14 protein-coding genes are annotated in these 14456 nt (G+C 55.2%); 9 read left to right on the top strand and 5 right to left on the bottom strand.

Translation table 11 applies throughout. The features are described from left to right. Positions 1-69 precede the first annotated feature (69 nt). The 3 genes from ACQQ92_RS06765 to ACQQ92_RS06755 all read right to left on the bottom strand — a co-directional run bounded on the left by ACQQ92_RS06765 (position 70) and on the right by ACQQ92_RS06755 (position 3546). A complete protein-coding gene (locus ACQQ92_RS06765) occupies positions 70-351 on the bottom strand; it encodes a hypothetical protein (RefSeq protein WP_427794055.1) in 282 nt (93 codons plus the stop codon). A gap of 224 nt (positions 352-575) precedes the next feature. Beyond that, the gene (locus ACQQ92_RS06760) at positions 576-2138 is read right to left on the bottom strand and encodes a PTS transporter subunit EIIC (protein ID WP_427727684.1); all 1563 of its coding nucleotides are present in this window, start codon (positions 2136-2138) and stop codon (positions 576-578) included. Positions 2139-2220: 82 nt separating this feature from the next. Next, positions 2221-3546: a 6-phospho-alpha-glucosidase gene (locus tag ACQQ92_RS06755; RefSeq protein ID WP_089573127.1), complete on the bottom strand. Its 1326-nt coding sequence runs from the start codon at positions 3544-3546 to the stop codon at positions 2221-2223. A 298-nt stretch (positions 3547-3844) separates the two neighbouring features. Between ACQQ92_RS06755 and ACQQ92_RS06750 the strand changes: the two genes are divergently transcribed. The 9 genes from ACQQ92_RS06750 to ACQQ92_RS06710 all read left to right on the top strand — a co-directional run bounded on the left by ACQQ92_RS06750 (position 3845) and on the right by ACQQ92_RS06710 (position 12651). Beyond that, positions 3845-4594, top strand: a complete 750-nt coding sequence (locus ACQQ92_RS06750; RefSeq protein WP_427796110.1) for a MurR/RpiR family transcriptional regulator — start codon at positions 3845-3847, stop codon at positions 4592-4594. Positions 4595-5418: 824 nt separating this feature from the next. Beyond that, positions 5419-6957 (top strand): ATP-binding cassette domain-containing protein, encoded by a 1539-nt coding sequence (locus ACQQ92_RS06745; RefSeq protein WP_427796109.1) that lies wholly within the window; start codon positions 5419-5421, stop codon positions 6955-6957. Positions 6958-7414: 457 nt separating this feature from the next. Then, a complete protein-coding gene (locus tag ACQQ92_RS06740; RefSeq protein ID WP_427719661.1) occupies positions 7415-7642 on the top strand; it encodes a hypothetical protein in 228 nt (75 codons plus the stop codon). 154 nt (positions 7643-7796) lie between these two features. After that, positions 7797-8012 (top strand): hypothetical protein, encoded by a 216-nt coding sequence (locus tag ACQQ92_RS06735; protein WP_117743463.1) that lies wholly within the window; start codon positions 7797-7799, stop codon positions 8010-8012. Positions 8013-8459: 447 nt separating this feature from the next. Next, positions 8460-9386, top strand: coding sequence for a hypothetical protein (locus ACQQ92_RS06730; protein ID WP_427796108.1), 927 nt, complete (start codon positions 8460-8462; stop codon positions 9384-9386). A 188-nt stretch (positions 9387-9574) separates the two neighbouring features. Next, positions 9575-10096: a Rep family protein gene (locus ACQQ92_RS06725; protein WP_117743461.1), complete on the top strand. Its 522-nt coding sequence runs from the start codon at positions 9575-9577 to the stop codon at positions 10094-10096. 63 nt (positions 10097-10159) lie between these two features. Beyond that, positions 10160-10765, top strand: coding sequence for a hypothetical protein (locus ACQQ92_RS06720; protein ID WP_117734894.1), 606 nt, complete (start codon positions 10160-10162; stop codon positions 10763-10765). Between the two features lie 72 nt (positions 10766-10837). After that, positions 10838-12043 (top strand): site-specific integrase, encoded by a 1206-nt coding sequence (locus ACQQ92_RS06715; RefSeq protein ID WP_199407132.1) that lies wholly within the window; start codon positions 10838-10840, stop codon positions 12041-12043. Between the two features lie 161 nt (positions 12044-12204). Beyond that, on the top strand, positions 12205-12651 hold the full coding sequence (locus ACQQ92_RS06710; RefSeq protein WP_117743459.1) for a low molecular weight protein-tyrosine-phosphatase: 447 nt from the start codon (positions 12205-12207) through the stop codon (positions 12649-12651). Positions 12652-12821: 170 nt separating this feature from the next. On the opposite strand, the gene ACQQ92_RS06705 is transcribed toward ACQQ92_RS06710, so the two are convergent. Next, positions 12822-13151, bottom strand: a complete 330-nt coding sequence (locus tag ACQQ92_RS06705) for a TIGR04076 family protein (RefSeq protein ID WP_427796107.1) — start codon at positions 13149-13151, stop codon at positions 12822-12824. Then, positions 13144-13968: a PfkB family carbohydrate kinase gene (locus tag ACQQ92_RS06700; protein WP_427796106.1), complete on the bottom strand. Its 825-nt coding sequence runs from the start codon at positions 13966-13968 to the stop codon at positions 13144-13146. Before ACQQ92_RS06700 ends, ACQQ92_RS06705 begins: the two co-directional genes overlap by 8 nt. Positions 13969-14456 lie beyond the last annotated feature (488 nt).

Below are 14456 nucleotides of genomic sequence, written 5' to 3'. Positions count from 1 at the left end.
TTACCTTAGAAACTTGCAGAATTTGCAAGTTTATAAGGCATGGAATGTGACAAACGGACTGCCCCTTTGTCACATTAGCTTGGCGCTGCTCATGTGCCTGTTCTCGGTGTCATGCATCACGCACTTCATGGACGTGGCACGCCGCCGCCATCCCAAGTCGATGGTACTCGCAAGCTCGGTTAAGCCCATGGGTTTAACGTCGGCATCACGTTTGGCACCGCAGTGGGCGGCACCGTGGTAGGCAGCGTTGGCATTGCGTACGTAGGCGCAGCGGGCGCCGCGTTCTCGCTTGTGGCCTGGGCGCTCACGCTGGTGACGATTAAGCTCGCCCGCTGGGAACGCCGTCGTCAATCAACACAGCCCCGGATGCAGGCATAGGGGCGAACATAGCCCAAGGTGGCGAGCAACCGGTGAAAACCGTCCCATACGAGTAGTGTCTATCCGCCTGCAAGCTCCGACAGTGCGATTTCGTGTATTTCAAATACACGAAATGCGCGTGGGGCAACTCAAAGGCGGCGGCAGACACATTGTCTGCCACCGCCTTTTATACTGGATTTTATAGATATGTGGGGCGTTTACTCCATACCCAGCAGCTCGCGCATCTGGGTTGCGTAGTTAGATGCCATGTTGCCGTAGACAATCTGCACGCCGCCGTTAACATGCACGATGCCACGCGCTTCGAGCTTTTCGGTAAACTCGGCGTCATCAACCACCTTGTCACAGTCATTGAGCTGGATGCGCAGACGGGTGAAGCAGGCCTCGACAGACTTAATGTTGTTGTCGCCGCCCACTGCCTCAACGATGGCGGGAATGAGGTCGCTGATCACGGTCTTGGGAGCCTTTTCGGCCTCATCGTCGGACTCTTCCTCGCGGCCGGGGGTCTTAAGGCCCTTCTTAAGAATGATGAACTTGAAGACGAAGTAGTACACCACGAAGTAGATGGGGCCGAGGAACAGGATAACCTGCCAGTTGGAGCCCTTGGCTGCACCCATAATGCCGTTAAAGATCAACGACAAGAGCGGGCCGCCAAAGGATGCGGAGCCGGCCACGTTGAACTGCAGGATATAGGTCAGCGCATAGGCAAGACCAGCCATGAGAGCGTGGAACACGTAGAGGATGGGCGCGATAAACAGGAAGGAGTACTCGAGCGGCTCGGTAATGCCGGAGAGGATGCAAGGCACCACGATGGCAATCATGAGCGCTGCGGTCTTCTTCTTGTTCTTGGGAAGCGCCGTCTTGTAGAAGGCGAGTGCAGCACCGGGCAGGCCGAACATGGCGAAGATAACCTTACCGTTCATGACAAAACGGCTGACCTCGATGTTAAACGGCGTGCTAGGAGAGCCCAGGATCGCGTTGTAGATATTGATAGCGCCCTGAACGGTCTGGCCGTCGATGGTCTCGACGCCACCGAGCGACGTGAAGAAGAACGGTAAATAGACAAAGTGATGCAGACCAAAAGGCAGGAGCATGCGCTCGCCAGCGCCGTAGACAAATGCACCAAAGGCACCCGTAGTCTTGATGAACTCGGACAGCGCACCGAGAGCGTTCTGGATAAACGGGAAAACAAAGGACATGACCAATGCGAGGACACTGCATGAGAGCAGCGTTACCGCCGGAATAAAGCGCGTGCCGTTGAAGATGGAGAACACGGCAGGCAGCTCAATCTTGTAGTAACGGTTATGCAGCCATGCGACGATTGCACCCACCAGAAGACCGCCGATAACGCCCGTGTCGAGCGTGGTGATACCGAGGATCGTGCTCTGACCCGTCGTAAGATTGGCGGGATCGATAACGCCGGTCGCCGTGAGGAACGTGCCCATCACGGAGTTCATGCACATGTAGCCCAAAAAGCCACAAAGCGCCGCGGTAGCCTTCTCGGACTTGGCGAAGCCATAGGCGAGACAAATCGAGAAGATAACCGGGATGTTGCTCATAACGATGCCGGCTGCGGCCTTAAGAATCGAAAAGAAAATCGCAAAGCCCGGAGCAGCAAGCCAGGGAACAGCTGCCGTAAGGGTGGGGCTGGTAAAGGCATTGCCAAAGCCCTGAAGGATGCCGGCGATTGGCAGGATCAGGACAGGCGTCATGAGGACTTTGCCCAGGCGCTGGAACTTTGCCAGCAGCTCATCTTTGTTCATGGGATACCCCTCTTAAAGAAACGGGGCGTGCAGTTCTACAACCCACACGCCCCATAACAGTTATCAAACGCTATGGAACTAGCTACTTAAGCTCCGGCCAGTAATCCTTATTGGCCTCGATGAGCTTATCGAGCACCTTACGCGCCTTCTTTGCGTCACCGACCAGACGATTAAGCGTGAGTGCCTGCAGGGCCTTCTCGTAGGAACCCTCCATCCAAGCCTCAACAGTCAGGCGCTCATAGGCGTACTGGTTCTCCATAAGACCGCGATAGAAGGTGCCAATCTTGCCAACAGCATAGGGCTGCGGGCCATTGGCGCCCACGCTTGCCGCGACCTCGACCATGGCGTCATCGGGCATACCCTCGATAATGCCGTTGTTGGGCACGATGACAATGAAGGTCTTATTGGTGTTGCGATAAATGGCCGAGGTGATTTCCACGATCATATCGCCATGAGCATCGTTCTGCACAACCGAGGAGTTCTTTGCGGTGCCGACTTTGGCAACACGCTCGCACTCGGCGAACACGCGCTTCTCACGACCGTTGATAACCTCGTCGGAGCGAGTGTAGTCGGGGTCGAGGTGAGCGACCTTGTACTCGGGATACAGATAGTACTGCAGATAAGTGTTGGGCAGATAGTCGGGGAAGTCCTCGAGCATGTCCTTGACCATGGCGTAGGTATCAAGCCAGGACTGGTCACGCTGCTCGGCATCGGCAGGAAGGAAGCCGTTCTTCTCCGTGTACTCCTTAATCTGCGGGACGAGGTCATGGCCCTCTTCATCGTAGATGTGCTTGAACCAACCGAAGTGATTGAGGCCAAAGTACACGGGCTCCGTCTTGCTCATATCGCGACCGAGCAGGCGACCGTAAGAGCGCATGAGGTTGACAGGCTGGTCGCAGATGTTGAGAACGCGATGCTCATCGGGCAGGACGCGCTCGAGACCATATGCCACAATAGCAGCCGGATTGGTGTAATTGATAATCCACGCCTCCGGGCTATGGGCGCGAACGTCGTTGACGATCTCAACCATGTCATGCATGGAGCGCATACCGTAAGCCATGCCGCCAGGGCCCACCGTTTCCTGGCCGATGATTCCCATATGCAGCGGAATCTTCTCGTCCTTGCTACGCATCTCGTAGCCGCCGGTACGAATCTGGCAGAGCACAAAGTCGACGTCGGTGTAAGCCTCGTCCTTATCGGTGGTGTAACCAAACTCCACACCGGGCTCCTCCTCGGCGAAGAGGATCTTGCCAAACTCGCCGATCGGACGCTGGCGCTCGGCATCGATGTCATAGAGCATCACGCGGTTCAGCGGCAGAATGTCCATGTGCTTGGTCAGGGCTTTAAGAATGCCAGGGCACCACGTGGAGCCGCCGCCAACGATCACAATATTGAGCTTATCCTTCATGTTCCGTCCCTCCAGGGTTGGCTGATCGGTGTTCTCGAAGACCTTGGGCTCCGCGGCTGTCCTCGGCTTGCTTCGTTTCGATTGGTATTTTGCGACATAAGGTCGTTTGCAAGTCCCCGTGTGGGCCAATGCGAAACGGGGACACATGATTTCGCTCACGACACAGATATGTGTAGGCAGACACGCGCGTTTGCCCAGTTCATGGGCAATAGGCAATCTTGACCGATTACCGATTTCTCACCTGGCTACACAAAGCGGTACCATATGTACGGCGAGGTGCGAGGGGCTGAAACATCTTATGAAAGATCAAGAATCCTTTTATGATCATGTGCGAGCTGGCGAGAGCAAGCTCAACGATCTCGAAAGCGAGATCATGCGCTACATCATCGAGCTGCGTGATGATATTGACGATGTCACGCTTAAGAGCGTTGCCGAACGGTTCTTCGTCGCTCCCAATACAATTGTCAGGCTTGCCCATAAACTTGGCTTCTCGGGGTTTACGGAGCTCAAACAATCGTATTCCGCCTCGCTCGATCGCAATCGATTCACTATCGAGGCACTTCCTCTTGATACCCAGCTCGTACAGACCAAAGATCTGCTTAACGACCGGGTCATCGATTCGGTTGTGAGTCTTATCCAGGACGCCTCGCATATCGTGTTCTTCTGCTCGGGCTTTTCGAAATACCCGTGCCTCGAGATGGCTGAAAAGCTCAAAATAATGGGCAAGAATACCGACACGCTCAGTGAACGCCACGTCATGAGGCATTACGCAGAACTCCTCGGCAAAAACGACCTGGTCTTCAGCGTTTCCGTAAGCGGCGAGACGCAGGTGTCTATTGACGCCACATCGATAGCCAAAACGCGCGGATGCAAGGTCGTCACGCTCACCGGCTTTTCTCGAAATTCCCTCTCGAAACTAGCCGACTACCCCATCTACACCGTGCAAAAAGAAATCCGCTTGGGCAGCATGGACCTCGACAGCCGATTGATGTTCTATTACGTTTTCGAATTGATATTTGAGCGCTATTTCAAACTGGCCAGGAAATAAAACTCTGTATGTGCCCGGCTTCGACTCTTTAGCAGCCTCCTATATGAAAGGTATCGTTCTATGCAACGCGTACTGTTTATCTGTCATGGGAACATCTGCAGATTCAGAAAAATGCCTAGCTAGTTAGGATCCCGGCGAACCATATCGCGTACCTTACGACGTTTTTACGACTTTGAGCCCCGATGCGATATTGCCGTGATGGAGAAAAGCAACTCCTTTCGCCTTTCCCCAGTAGCTGAAGAACGGAGAATCGAGCATAAGCATTCCTTTCCGGTCGTCTCAAACCTCTGCAATTTGGAGGGTAAATCGCGAAAGCTAATATCTCAAACACCAGAAAAATCAAGTCGATGACCTCGCTCAACATTCACGATGCCCACCATCGCATGCTAGTTACAAGAAGCGGATGCACTAGTATTCTTTCAATCGACTTGCAAACCCCTTCAAGCGTCCAACGCAATGGCGTGCTTTCAGACGCAACGCCTCCTTGCGTCCGCATTATTGCTTTGTTAGACTCTACGGAAGAATTCAGCGCAGGCCCATATGCCAAGCCAGCGCCCCGGAAAGGAAAAGGATTCGTGAAGCTGTAGACGATACATATCGACGCCAATTTGCAAATTGCCATCTATCCAAGAATAAATCTGGCTGCACATTTGTCGTATCGTCTTTTCACTGATCCTCGTATATCCTAAACACTACCTTTGCGAGCATTGCCGTCGACTCATTTTCTTTCAGCTTGACTCGAGTCGACGGGCGTTCACGTTGGTCGGAACGAGCCAATCAGAGCATATGCGGCAAAACGCGGCCTCCCATGCCGAGGAGGCACAATGTCAAGAACCAATTTGAACAGCTCCACCACCCTCGTTCTTTCCCATATTACTTATGCATATCCTGGCAGCGCAATGCCCGCACTCGACAACGTGTCGGCGACATTTGCCCCCGGCTGGCACGGCATCGTCGGAGACAACGGGTGCGGGAAATCAACTTTCGTCCGCATTGCGTGCGGACTTCTGATTCCAGATCGCGGCGTCGTTTCACCGCGTCTCGTCTCCGCATATTGCGCGCAAGAAGCCGGAGTCGAACCGCCCATGCTCTTCGATTTTGCGTGCGACTTCGCCCCGGCGACCACGCACCTCAGAAGGATGCTCCGCATCACCGATGATATGCTCTGGCGTTTTTCCGAGCTCTCCGGTGGCGAGCAGAAGAAAATTCAAATAGCCGTCGCGCTTTGGCAGAATCCCGATCTTCTGGCAATGGATGAACCGACTAACCATGTGGACGCAGAATGCAGAAGGCAGATTTGCAAAGCACTCGCCGAGTACAAGGGTATTGGCCTCCTCGTCTCGCACGACCGTGCGTTGCTCGACTCCTTGGCAAAGGACTGCCTGTGCTTTGAGTCGGGGCACGTCACCATGCGCCCCGGCAACTACTCCCAAGCTCGCTCGCAGGCGAATCTGGAGCGCGAAAGCGCGGCGCGGGCCAAATCGATTGCGCGATCCGAAGAAAAGCGCATGAAGGCTGAGTATATCAGGCGCGTTGAAAACGCCTCACGGTCCGCATCCAAGAGAAGCGCCCGTCATGTCGATCCGAAGGATCACGACGCGAAAGCACGGATCGGACTCGCCATTCTCACTGGCAGAGACGGCGTTGCGGGCAAGCTCGCTTCGCGCATGGACTCCCGAATCCAGCGCGCGCAAGCCGCCGTCGACGCCCACCATGTCGAAAAGCGCTACGAAAGCACCTTGTGGATGGAAGCGCAACCCAGCCCGCGCAAAACACTGATTCACGTCAGCTCAGATCGCATACCGTGCGGCCCGAGGCAATCTTTGCGGGTTCCCGAGATTTATCTGGGAAATACCGATCATCTGGGCATAAGCGGCCCCAACGGAGCGGGGAAAACAACACTGGTCAAGCATATCCTGGAGATATTGGAAGGCCGCAAGGCCACGGGATTGGACATTCGCACGCTGTATATCCCTCAGGAAGTCGACGATTCATCCTCAATTGAATTCCTCTCGGAAATCAAGGACCTGCCCCAAGCCGAACGTGGAGCCCTGCTTTCGATCGTTGCGCAACTCAATTCGGATCCCGAACGAATATTGTCCGGCGAGAACATCAGCCCGGGGGAGCTGCGGAAGCTCATGCTCGCCCGCGGTATACTAGATGCCCCCGAAATCATCGTCATGGACGAACCCACGAATCACCTGGACCTGCACTCGGTGGAGGCACTCGAGCGAGCGCTTTCCGCCTTTCCCGGCGCGCTTGTTTTGGTGAGCCATGACGAGCAGTTCCTCTCGGCCTCATGCCCCCTCCGCTTGGATTTGGCCCCAGAAGAGGAGCACACTATTGGTCAGCCCCTCCTCTAGCGCTCAGGCATGTCTTCTGCAAGCCGCCTTCTTCTGATATCCCCTCCCCCGTTTTGCAAGCAACTCAGCGCAAATGGCCCATCCCCCTCAGCCTGAAGGCTCAGCGACACCAACGATACCGACGATTCAATATCTGGATGTCCATATTTGCCCCATCTGGGTGATTATTAAATTGTGTTTGTTCCGTGATTGAATACTTTGTCATCATTACGCCCCACTTCTTCTCATCAGAGGACGTCGAGAACGACAGGTCCTTGCGAAATAATCCCAGCTCAGAAGCTTATGGCATGATGTGCTCACCGAGTGCTCGATGACGGTTGACGAATCGTCGGTAATATCCAATTTTAGGAAAGAGGTGTGTATGACCCGACCGAAGATCATGCGCGGACCGTTTGAATGCGGCTCCATCTCAACAACCAGTACGGCAATGTCGTCTATAAAGGAGTCTTCGGCGAGCATGCCGACTTGTTCTGAACGAGCTGTTCGACATGCCCTGAAGGCCGAAGAGATGTTCTCTCGCGTCATGTATCGCCAGATTCTTTGTGCCCACACGAAGCTCCATGGGGCAATGTTTGGGGACGATGATCTTCATGCCGCAACAAGAAATGTCGAGGAGATCTTGCGCAACGTCCTGCGCCTCTATCTCGATGTCCACGGCGAGCCGCAACGCGGAGTCAGCAAATAATTGGATTGAGAGGAGTTCGAGTATGAGGAAATTGAATCAGTTTATGAAGTTCGATTGGGAAGCTTTTGCGAAAGGCAAGCGTTTCCTTTGTGTCGGAGGTGGTAAATGGGTTGATTAAAACACCAAAGAGCATCGCGGCACCAAGATCGACGTGGTGATCACAACCGATAACACGCAGTATCACCAAAACGAAGGCGAGGTGGTCAGCAATCGTTTCGAGAAGCTTTCCATCAAGGTTTCGAACGATATCGAGATTCCCGTCAATCAGCACGTCATTCCCACCGGCGTGGTCGCAAAGGTTTACGGTGATTATCGCAACCAGTTGTCCATCACGGCGGACGGCATTACCGTCATCCCCGCGAAGGGCTAGGTGATTGTGGTGCGTTACTCCAGTGGCGCACCGGCGATCGTGTATTCGACCCCCAGCGCAAAGCTTTGTGTGCTGGGGGTCGCTTTATTTGCGGTCGCCGCGTGCGTTTATTGCATCGGGCTATTCGTGAACACCATTCTTGCGCCCATCGCCATAGAGCCCAGTACGGTGATGGCGTTTGGCGGCAACCTTACCTCCGCAGCGGCCACTCTTAGCCTCGCTGGGACCATGTTGTTTGCGGGAGGGATCACACATTACGTCATGCTATCTGAATCAACACGGTTGCATGCACGCATTAGGAAGGGGCTCTTTGATCCACGTTACGGGAATCCTCTACACCTGCGAGAAGGCGAGCTTCTTCCCGACATCTCTTGCAAAGAGACGGCTCCTGGACAGTTCGAGCTCGCCATCTCAACCTCATCCTCAACGGCAGAAGAAATATCGAAGATGGGACCTAGCATTAGCTCCCGACTTCGCGGAAGGTTCTCCCGCTACGCCGTCGTACTTGCCGAAGCAGACGTCGCATGCAATCAAGTGACCTTCTTCCTTGAAGATGTGACGTTGCATCGAGAGATCAAGGCATCGCGTGTCGAGGATTTGTGCCCGGCGAACGCCTACGAATTCCGCGTTCAAAACGGCACGAGCATCGACCTCCGCACCTCCGGTTCCATGCTCATCGCTGGAAAGACCACGGGCGTGATCGCCCTCTTGCTCCAAGCCCTGTTGGCTGGTCCTGACGGACACGGATCGCAAGTCCTCATCATAGACCCCAAGCAGGCCGAGCCCTCCCGACTTCCTCGCGTGGTTTCACTGAATGCTGACGGGGACGCTCGCGCAATCCTGTCTGCGTTATCACGGTTCGCCGACAGCATCAAAGAGCGACAGAGCTTCCTCAACGACAGGTCGACAGAGACGGGAGACGCCGTGCACTGGTGGGATGCGGGGCTTCACGTTTCGCTTCTCTTCATGGATGAGTACGTGGCACTCCGCACGCTGTTTCCCAAGCGCGCGAGCAAGGAGGACCCCGATTACTGCCTCGCGACGTTTGATGGGCTGGTGAAGCGCATCGTAACGATGGGGGCGAGCGCGGGCTGCTACGCCATCATCTCGATCGCCGAGGCGTCTGTTGAGGAGGGGGGGCTTGCCGTCGATGCTGCGCTCGGCGTGCAGCACCCGCGTCCTCTTCAAGCCGACGCTTCCCGAGGCGCGGCTCATATGGGGCGCGGAACGCCTGCTCGACCTCGGTGCACCTCGCACCTTCTCCCCGGGCGACGCTTGGTTCAGCAGTACGGACGGGGCGCACGACCGCATCGGCTTTGTGCATTTTCCGATCATGGACTTCCCCGTGTACCGCGAGCTTGGGCGGCTCCTTGACCTGTACTTCAGAGAATAACCACCGCGGGGTCCGCTTCGCGCAGCAAAAGCGGACCCCGTCGATTGTTCCATTACTTGAAATTCTGCTCATTTATGCGCCTTGGGGAGCTTGTTATCCCAAGGCGCACCCTCGGGCGCGTTCCAAAATCGTCCCGAAATAGCTCATTTACGAGAAAGGACTCGGAACCATGACCAATTCTCTGCCCATGAAGACCCGCGCGATGATGTACGAGCAGCAGCTCGATCACCTGCCCCGTCTTGTGGACGAAATGTACCGAAGAATCGAAACACTCGCCCCGAAGCGCTATGCGGGCATCGTGCACGACAGCGACACGACGGACGCGGGACGTCCGGCAGCCGCGCATCTTCACGTGATGATGGAGTTCCAGAATCCGCGCTCGCTCAATAGCATCGCGAAGCTCCTTGGAGATAAACCTGAGCGCATCGAGGCTTGGAAGGCAGGTGTGGAAAACGGTTTTTCCTACCTGTGCCACAGAACGGATGGCGCACGATCCAAGCATCAGTACGACCCCAAAATCGTGCGCTCCAATTTCGATTACCCAGCGCTACTTGCTTCTATTGAGTCGCGCGTTGCTCGAACGAGGTCCCATAGCAGCATCAAAGTCCTTCTCGATGACCTTCTCGAAGGTCGTATCGACAAGGAGTCCTTGATCTCTCAGCTCTCCGGATCCGAATATGCCCGGACATAGCGTCAGATCGAAGACGTTTATGCACGCCGCCTTCAGGTTCAGGCCCGGGAATGGCGGGGGTTGATGCTCAAGGGCGAAAGAAGGGTGGAATCAGTTTGGATCTTCGGGCCTGCTGGAACGGGGAAGTCCACCCTCGCAAAGCTCTATGCGAAGCGGAAGGGCGAACCGTTCTTCGTCTCTGGATCTACGAGAGACATCTTTCAGGGGTATGAGGGCAAGCACACGGTGATTCTTGACGAACTTCGTCCCTCATCCATCCCCTACGCCGACCTGCTTCGCATCACGGATCCCTATGCGATGGAGCATGAGGTGATGGCACCGTCCCGATATTCCGACAAAGCGATAGCCGCCGATCTCGTAATCGTCACGACGCCCTACAGCCCCTTGGAATTCTATGGAGAACAGATGCGCCGATCCGCGACTTATCGTCCGCAAAACGATGTCGACGGATTTGGTCAACTTGAGAGGCGCCTCTCCGTCGTTGCGGAGATGCAGACGAGGGAGATCTGTCTCTCTGAGTTTAGGCACGATCTCGACGGATACTGGCCGGTCGAAGGTTCCTCTCGTACAAACCCATATTCGAGTTATGCGCGAGGACTCGCCCCCTCGTCCTGCGCCAACGCTCTTTATAAAGAGCTTCTCGACACCGTTTCGCACTTGACAGCTTAACCAATCGGGCCCCGTGCGATAATCTTGAAATATCGCATCGGGGCTCTTTTCTGAACAGGAAGGAGCCTGCTAGTGACTGTGAGAAAAGACAGCAAAGGGCGAATCCTCAGACGCGGGGAAAGCCAGAGAAAAAACGGCCGTTACTGCTTCAAGTATGTGGATGCAAGAGGTAAAACGCGGAGCGTCTACTCGTGGACCCTGACAACTCATGATCTAACTCCGAAGGGGAAGAAAGCCAGTCCGTGCTTGCGCGCGTTGGAGCATGAGATCCAGCGCGATCTGCTTGATAAGGTCGCGCCGAACAATATGACAGTCTACGAACTCGCATCTCGTTACACTGAAACAAAGACTGCCGTGAAACAATCCACTCGAGCCGCCTACAAGACAATCCTCAATTTTCTTGCTACAGATGAATTCGGCTCGCGACGAATATGCGGTGTCACCTCCCTTGATGCCAAGGAATGGCTCATCAACCTGCAAAAAATCCACGGCAAGCGCTATAGCACAATCCATAGCATCCGTGGTGTTCTGAGACCGGCGTTTCAACTGGCAGAGGAGAACAGCCTGATTCGCCGAAATCCCTTCTATTTCGAGCTCGCAACGATACTGACAAACGACATGGTTACACGCAAGGCCTTGGCCACTAACCAAGAACGCAGATTTCTTGCTTTCGTGGAGGGCGATGAACACTTTCACCGCTATCGTGACGCCATCTACATCCTTCTAAATACGGGCCTGCGCATTTCTGAATTCTGCGGTCTTACCGTCGAAGACCTTGATTTCAAAAACGGAAGCATTCGGGTAAACAAGCAACTTCAGCGGACCAGCAACATGCGATACTACATCGAACGTCCCAAGACGGAGAGCGGGATCCGCTATGTTCCCATGACTCAAGCCGTGACAGAGTGTTTCAGGAGTATCCTTGCGCAACGTCTAAAGCCTTCGAGTGAGCCGGTCGTTGACGGTGTTAGCGGTTTTCTGTTTCTTGATAAAAACGAGATGCCGCGTGTTGCCCTGCACTGGGAGAAGTACTTCCACCACGCGATAGAGAAACATAATCGCATCTACAAGGATGAGCTTCCCAAAATCACACCACATGTCTGCCGACATACCTTCTGCTCGAAGATGGCACGCAGGGGAATGAACCCTGCGAAGCTAAAATGCATCATGGGCCACTCCGACATCAACGTGACTTTTAACACATACACCCATCTTGATTTCGACGACGTCAGAGAGGATATGCTGAAAATTGGATGCAAAGGACGGTCAACATTGTGACAACAAGTCGTAAACCCTCGTTCTTTACGACAATTCTTACGACGCTGGAAAGAAGAATAATCCGCTCATTTATGAATCAATTTGATATTCTGTCCTTGACGAGGGATCAAAAAGCAGTGCGATTATCTGCGAAAACTCTGATATTCGAGAGGTTTTAGCCAATGCGCAAAATCCTATTTGTCTGTCATGGGAACATCTGTCGCTCGACGATGGCTGAGTCGGTGTTTGCCGAGCTGGTGCGCCGTGCTGGGCGCGAGGCGGAGTTCGTCATTGATTCTGCCGCGACCTCGACCGAGGAGATTGGCAACCCTCCGCATCATGGCACCGTCGCCAAGCTGCGCGAGGTCGGGATTCCCGTCGTTGCGCACCGCGCGCGCCAGGTTCGTCGCGCGGAGTATGGTGACTGGGACCACATCGTCTATATGGATGCCGAGAACGCGCGCGGCCTGCGTCGCATCTTCGGCGACGATGCCGACGGCAAGATTTCGCGGCTGCTGGATTGGACCGATCGCCCCGGCGACGTCGCCGATCCCTGGTACACCGGCAACTTCGATGCCACCTACCGCGATGTGCTCGCCGGCTGCACGGCCATGCTCGAGCAACTGTAGGCGCCCGGGCGGCGCGGATGCGTGAGCCACGCCATCGGCATAAAATGAGCGTGGATAATCTCCCGCATACAAATTGAGCGTGGATAATCTCCCACTTTGAACGCAAAACGGCGCTCTAAACGGGAGATTATCCACGCTCATTATCTTGGTGGGAGAAAATCCACGCTCAACTACTCGTCGACGATCTCGGCAAGCCAGACGTTCAACGTATCGACCTCGGGGCAGCAGAACTTTGCCGTGCCGGGCTCGTTGCCGGGCACAGTTCCGCCATAGCGCAGAATGTCGATATAGGGAAAGCCAACGTGACAGGCCATGGCGCACATCTTGCCGCGATCGCGGTCGAAGTCGAAGACGTCGCCCGGCTTGTGACCATGGTGGCAGCGGCACGTCCCCAACTGGTCCACGCAGCTCACGCGGATACGCGGACGCTTGCCCCGCGGCGCACCGAGCGGCTTGTTCTCGCCCGCAGGCTTGATGCCGCCCTCGCCAGCATTACTCATGGTCAATCACATCCAAGCAGGCCTCGATGGGAAGACCGGCCGACTTGTCCTCTTGGTCGGCATTGCGCTCGATAAGCTCGGCCACCACACGCATGGCATCGGACGTCGCGCGCTGCAGACTCCAACCTGCCATAACGCGGCCGACGAGCACTGCCGAGAACGTATCGCCCGTGCCCGGGAAATAGACCGGAATGAGCTCAAAGGGAATCGTAAAGTACTCCCCCGCCACATGGTCGTAACCGATAACCGCGTTCGTGCCATTGACCACGGCGCTCGTAATGACCACCGACTTGGCACCCAGCTCGCGCACGGCGTCCACAAGGGCGCAGGCCTCTTCGGGCGTAATTTGCTCGGCAATAGGCCTATCGGCAAGCAGGCACGCCTCGGTATAGTTGGGCACCGCGTAGTCTGCGCACTCCAGCAGGTGCCGCATAAGGCCAATCGTGGACTCGGGCACGCCCGCATAGAGCTTGCCGTTGTCGCCCATGATGGGGTCGACGAACACCTTGGTGCCCTTTTGCGCACGGCGGTGGCAAAAGTCCGAGATAATGCGCGTCTCTTCCTCGGTCACGATAAAGCCGGTCGAGATGGCGTCGAACTCAAAGCCGAGTTCTTCCCAGATGGCAAGACTCTGACGCACGTACTCCGTGGTGTCGTGGATGTAGAACTTGGGATAGTTGAGCGTATCGGACACAAGTGCCGTCGGCAGATTGTGGATACGGTAACCCATGTGCGACAGCACCGGCAGCATGGCGGAAAGCGCGACCTTGCCGTAGCCGCACATATCGTTGATCAGCAACAGCTGAGTGTTCTTCATGAGTGTCCCCCTTGGATCGGGCGCGGCGCAACGGCGCCACAGTGCAACTAAGTGTAGCGCAGGGGACGTTGCGAGCGGAGTCGAGCGGCACGAAGGGCAAATTGTTGCGGAAAGGTTTCGGAAACGAGGGGCTAGCTTGCTTCATTGCGGCTCATTTGCCGCCACTTATTCAGTGCCATTTCAAAACTATGCCGGATTACGGGGTTGAACCTGAATGAGCCAACCACACCCCTTATTTTCAAATCATAGCGAACCTTCTACCTGCGGTTTTCTTTTTACCAATTTCGGCATGGTCGGCAATCCGTCATTCAGCCCCGTAATCCGGCATAGTTTTTAAGTTAGTCGTTGGGGACGTTCTTAAACGACTAGTCAAACAAGAACGTCCCCAACGACTATCCCAACAAGGGCAACGCCGATGTTTTGGCGAAGTCAGCGAAAACCCGCCAGAGTGAGCAAGGTGCCTTGAAACGAGGCGGCATTGACCTTCT

Origin of the sequence: Collinsella sp. SGI.241, from assembly GCF_050312955.1 — a bacterium.
Classification (GTDB): domain Bacteria; phylum Actinomycetota; class Coriobacteriia; order Coriobacteriales; family Coriobacteriaceae; genus Collinsella.
Note: the sequence above shows the minus strand (reverse complement) of the source record. Positions and strands in the feature narration are given on the sequence as shown.

Coding starts and splice junctions, on each gene's coding strand:
- ACQQ92_RS06730 (WP_427796108.1), top strand. CDS start 8,460: ATGGGACCTAGCATTAGCTCCCGACTTCGCGGAAGGTTCTCCCGCTAC.
- ACQQ92_RS06705 (WP_427796107.1), bottom strand. CDS start 13,151: ATGAGTAATGCTGGCGAGGGCGGCATCAAGCCTGCGGGCGAGAACAAG.
- ACQQ92_RS06750 (WP_427796110.1), top strand. CDS start 3,845: ATGAAAGATCAAGAATCCTTTTATGATCATGTGCGAGCTGGCGAGAGC.
- ACQQ92_RS06740 (WP_427719661.1), top strand. CDS start 7,415: ATGCCGACTTGTTCTGAACGAGCTGTTCGACATGCCCTGAAGGCCGAA.
- ACQQ92_RS06720 (WP_117734894.1), top strand. CDS start 10,160: ATGCTCAAGGGCGAAAGAAGGGTGGAATCAGTTTGGATCTTCGGGCCT.
- ACQQ92_RS06725 (WP_117743461.1), top strand. CDS start 9,575: ATGACCAATTCTCTGCCCATGAAGACCCGCGCGATGATGTACGAGCAG.
- ACQQ92_RS06760 (WP_427727684.1), bottom strand. CDS start 2,138: ATGAACAAAGATGAGCTGCTGGCAAAGTTCCAGCGCCTGGGCAAAGTC.
- ACQQ92_RS06700 (WP_427796106.1), bottom strand. CDS start 13,968: ATGAAGAACACTCAGCTGTTGCTGATCAACGATATGTGCGGCTACGGC.
- ACQQ92_RS06755 (WP_089573127.1), bottom strand. CDS start 3,546: ATGAAGGATAAGCTCAATATTGTGATCGTTGGCGGCGGCTCCACGTGG.
- ACQQ92_RS06745 (WP_427796109.1), top strand. CDS start 5,419: ATGTCAAGAACCAATTTGAACAGCTCCACCACCCTCGTTCTTTCCCAT.
- ACQQ92_RS06710 (WP_117743459.1), top strand. CDS start 12,205: ATGCGCAAAATCCTATTTGTCTGTCATGGGAACATCTGTCGCTCGACG.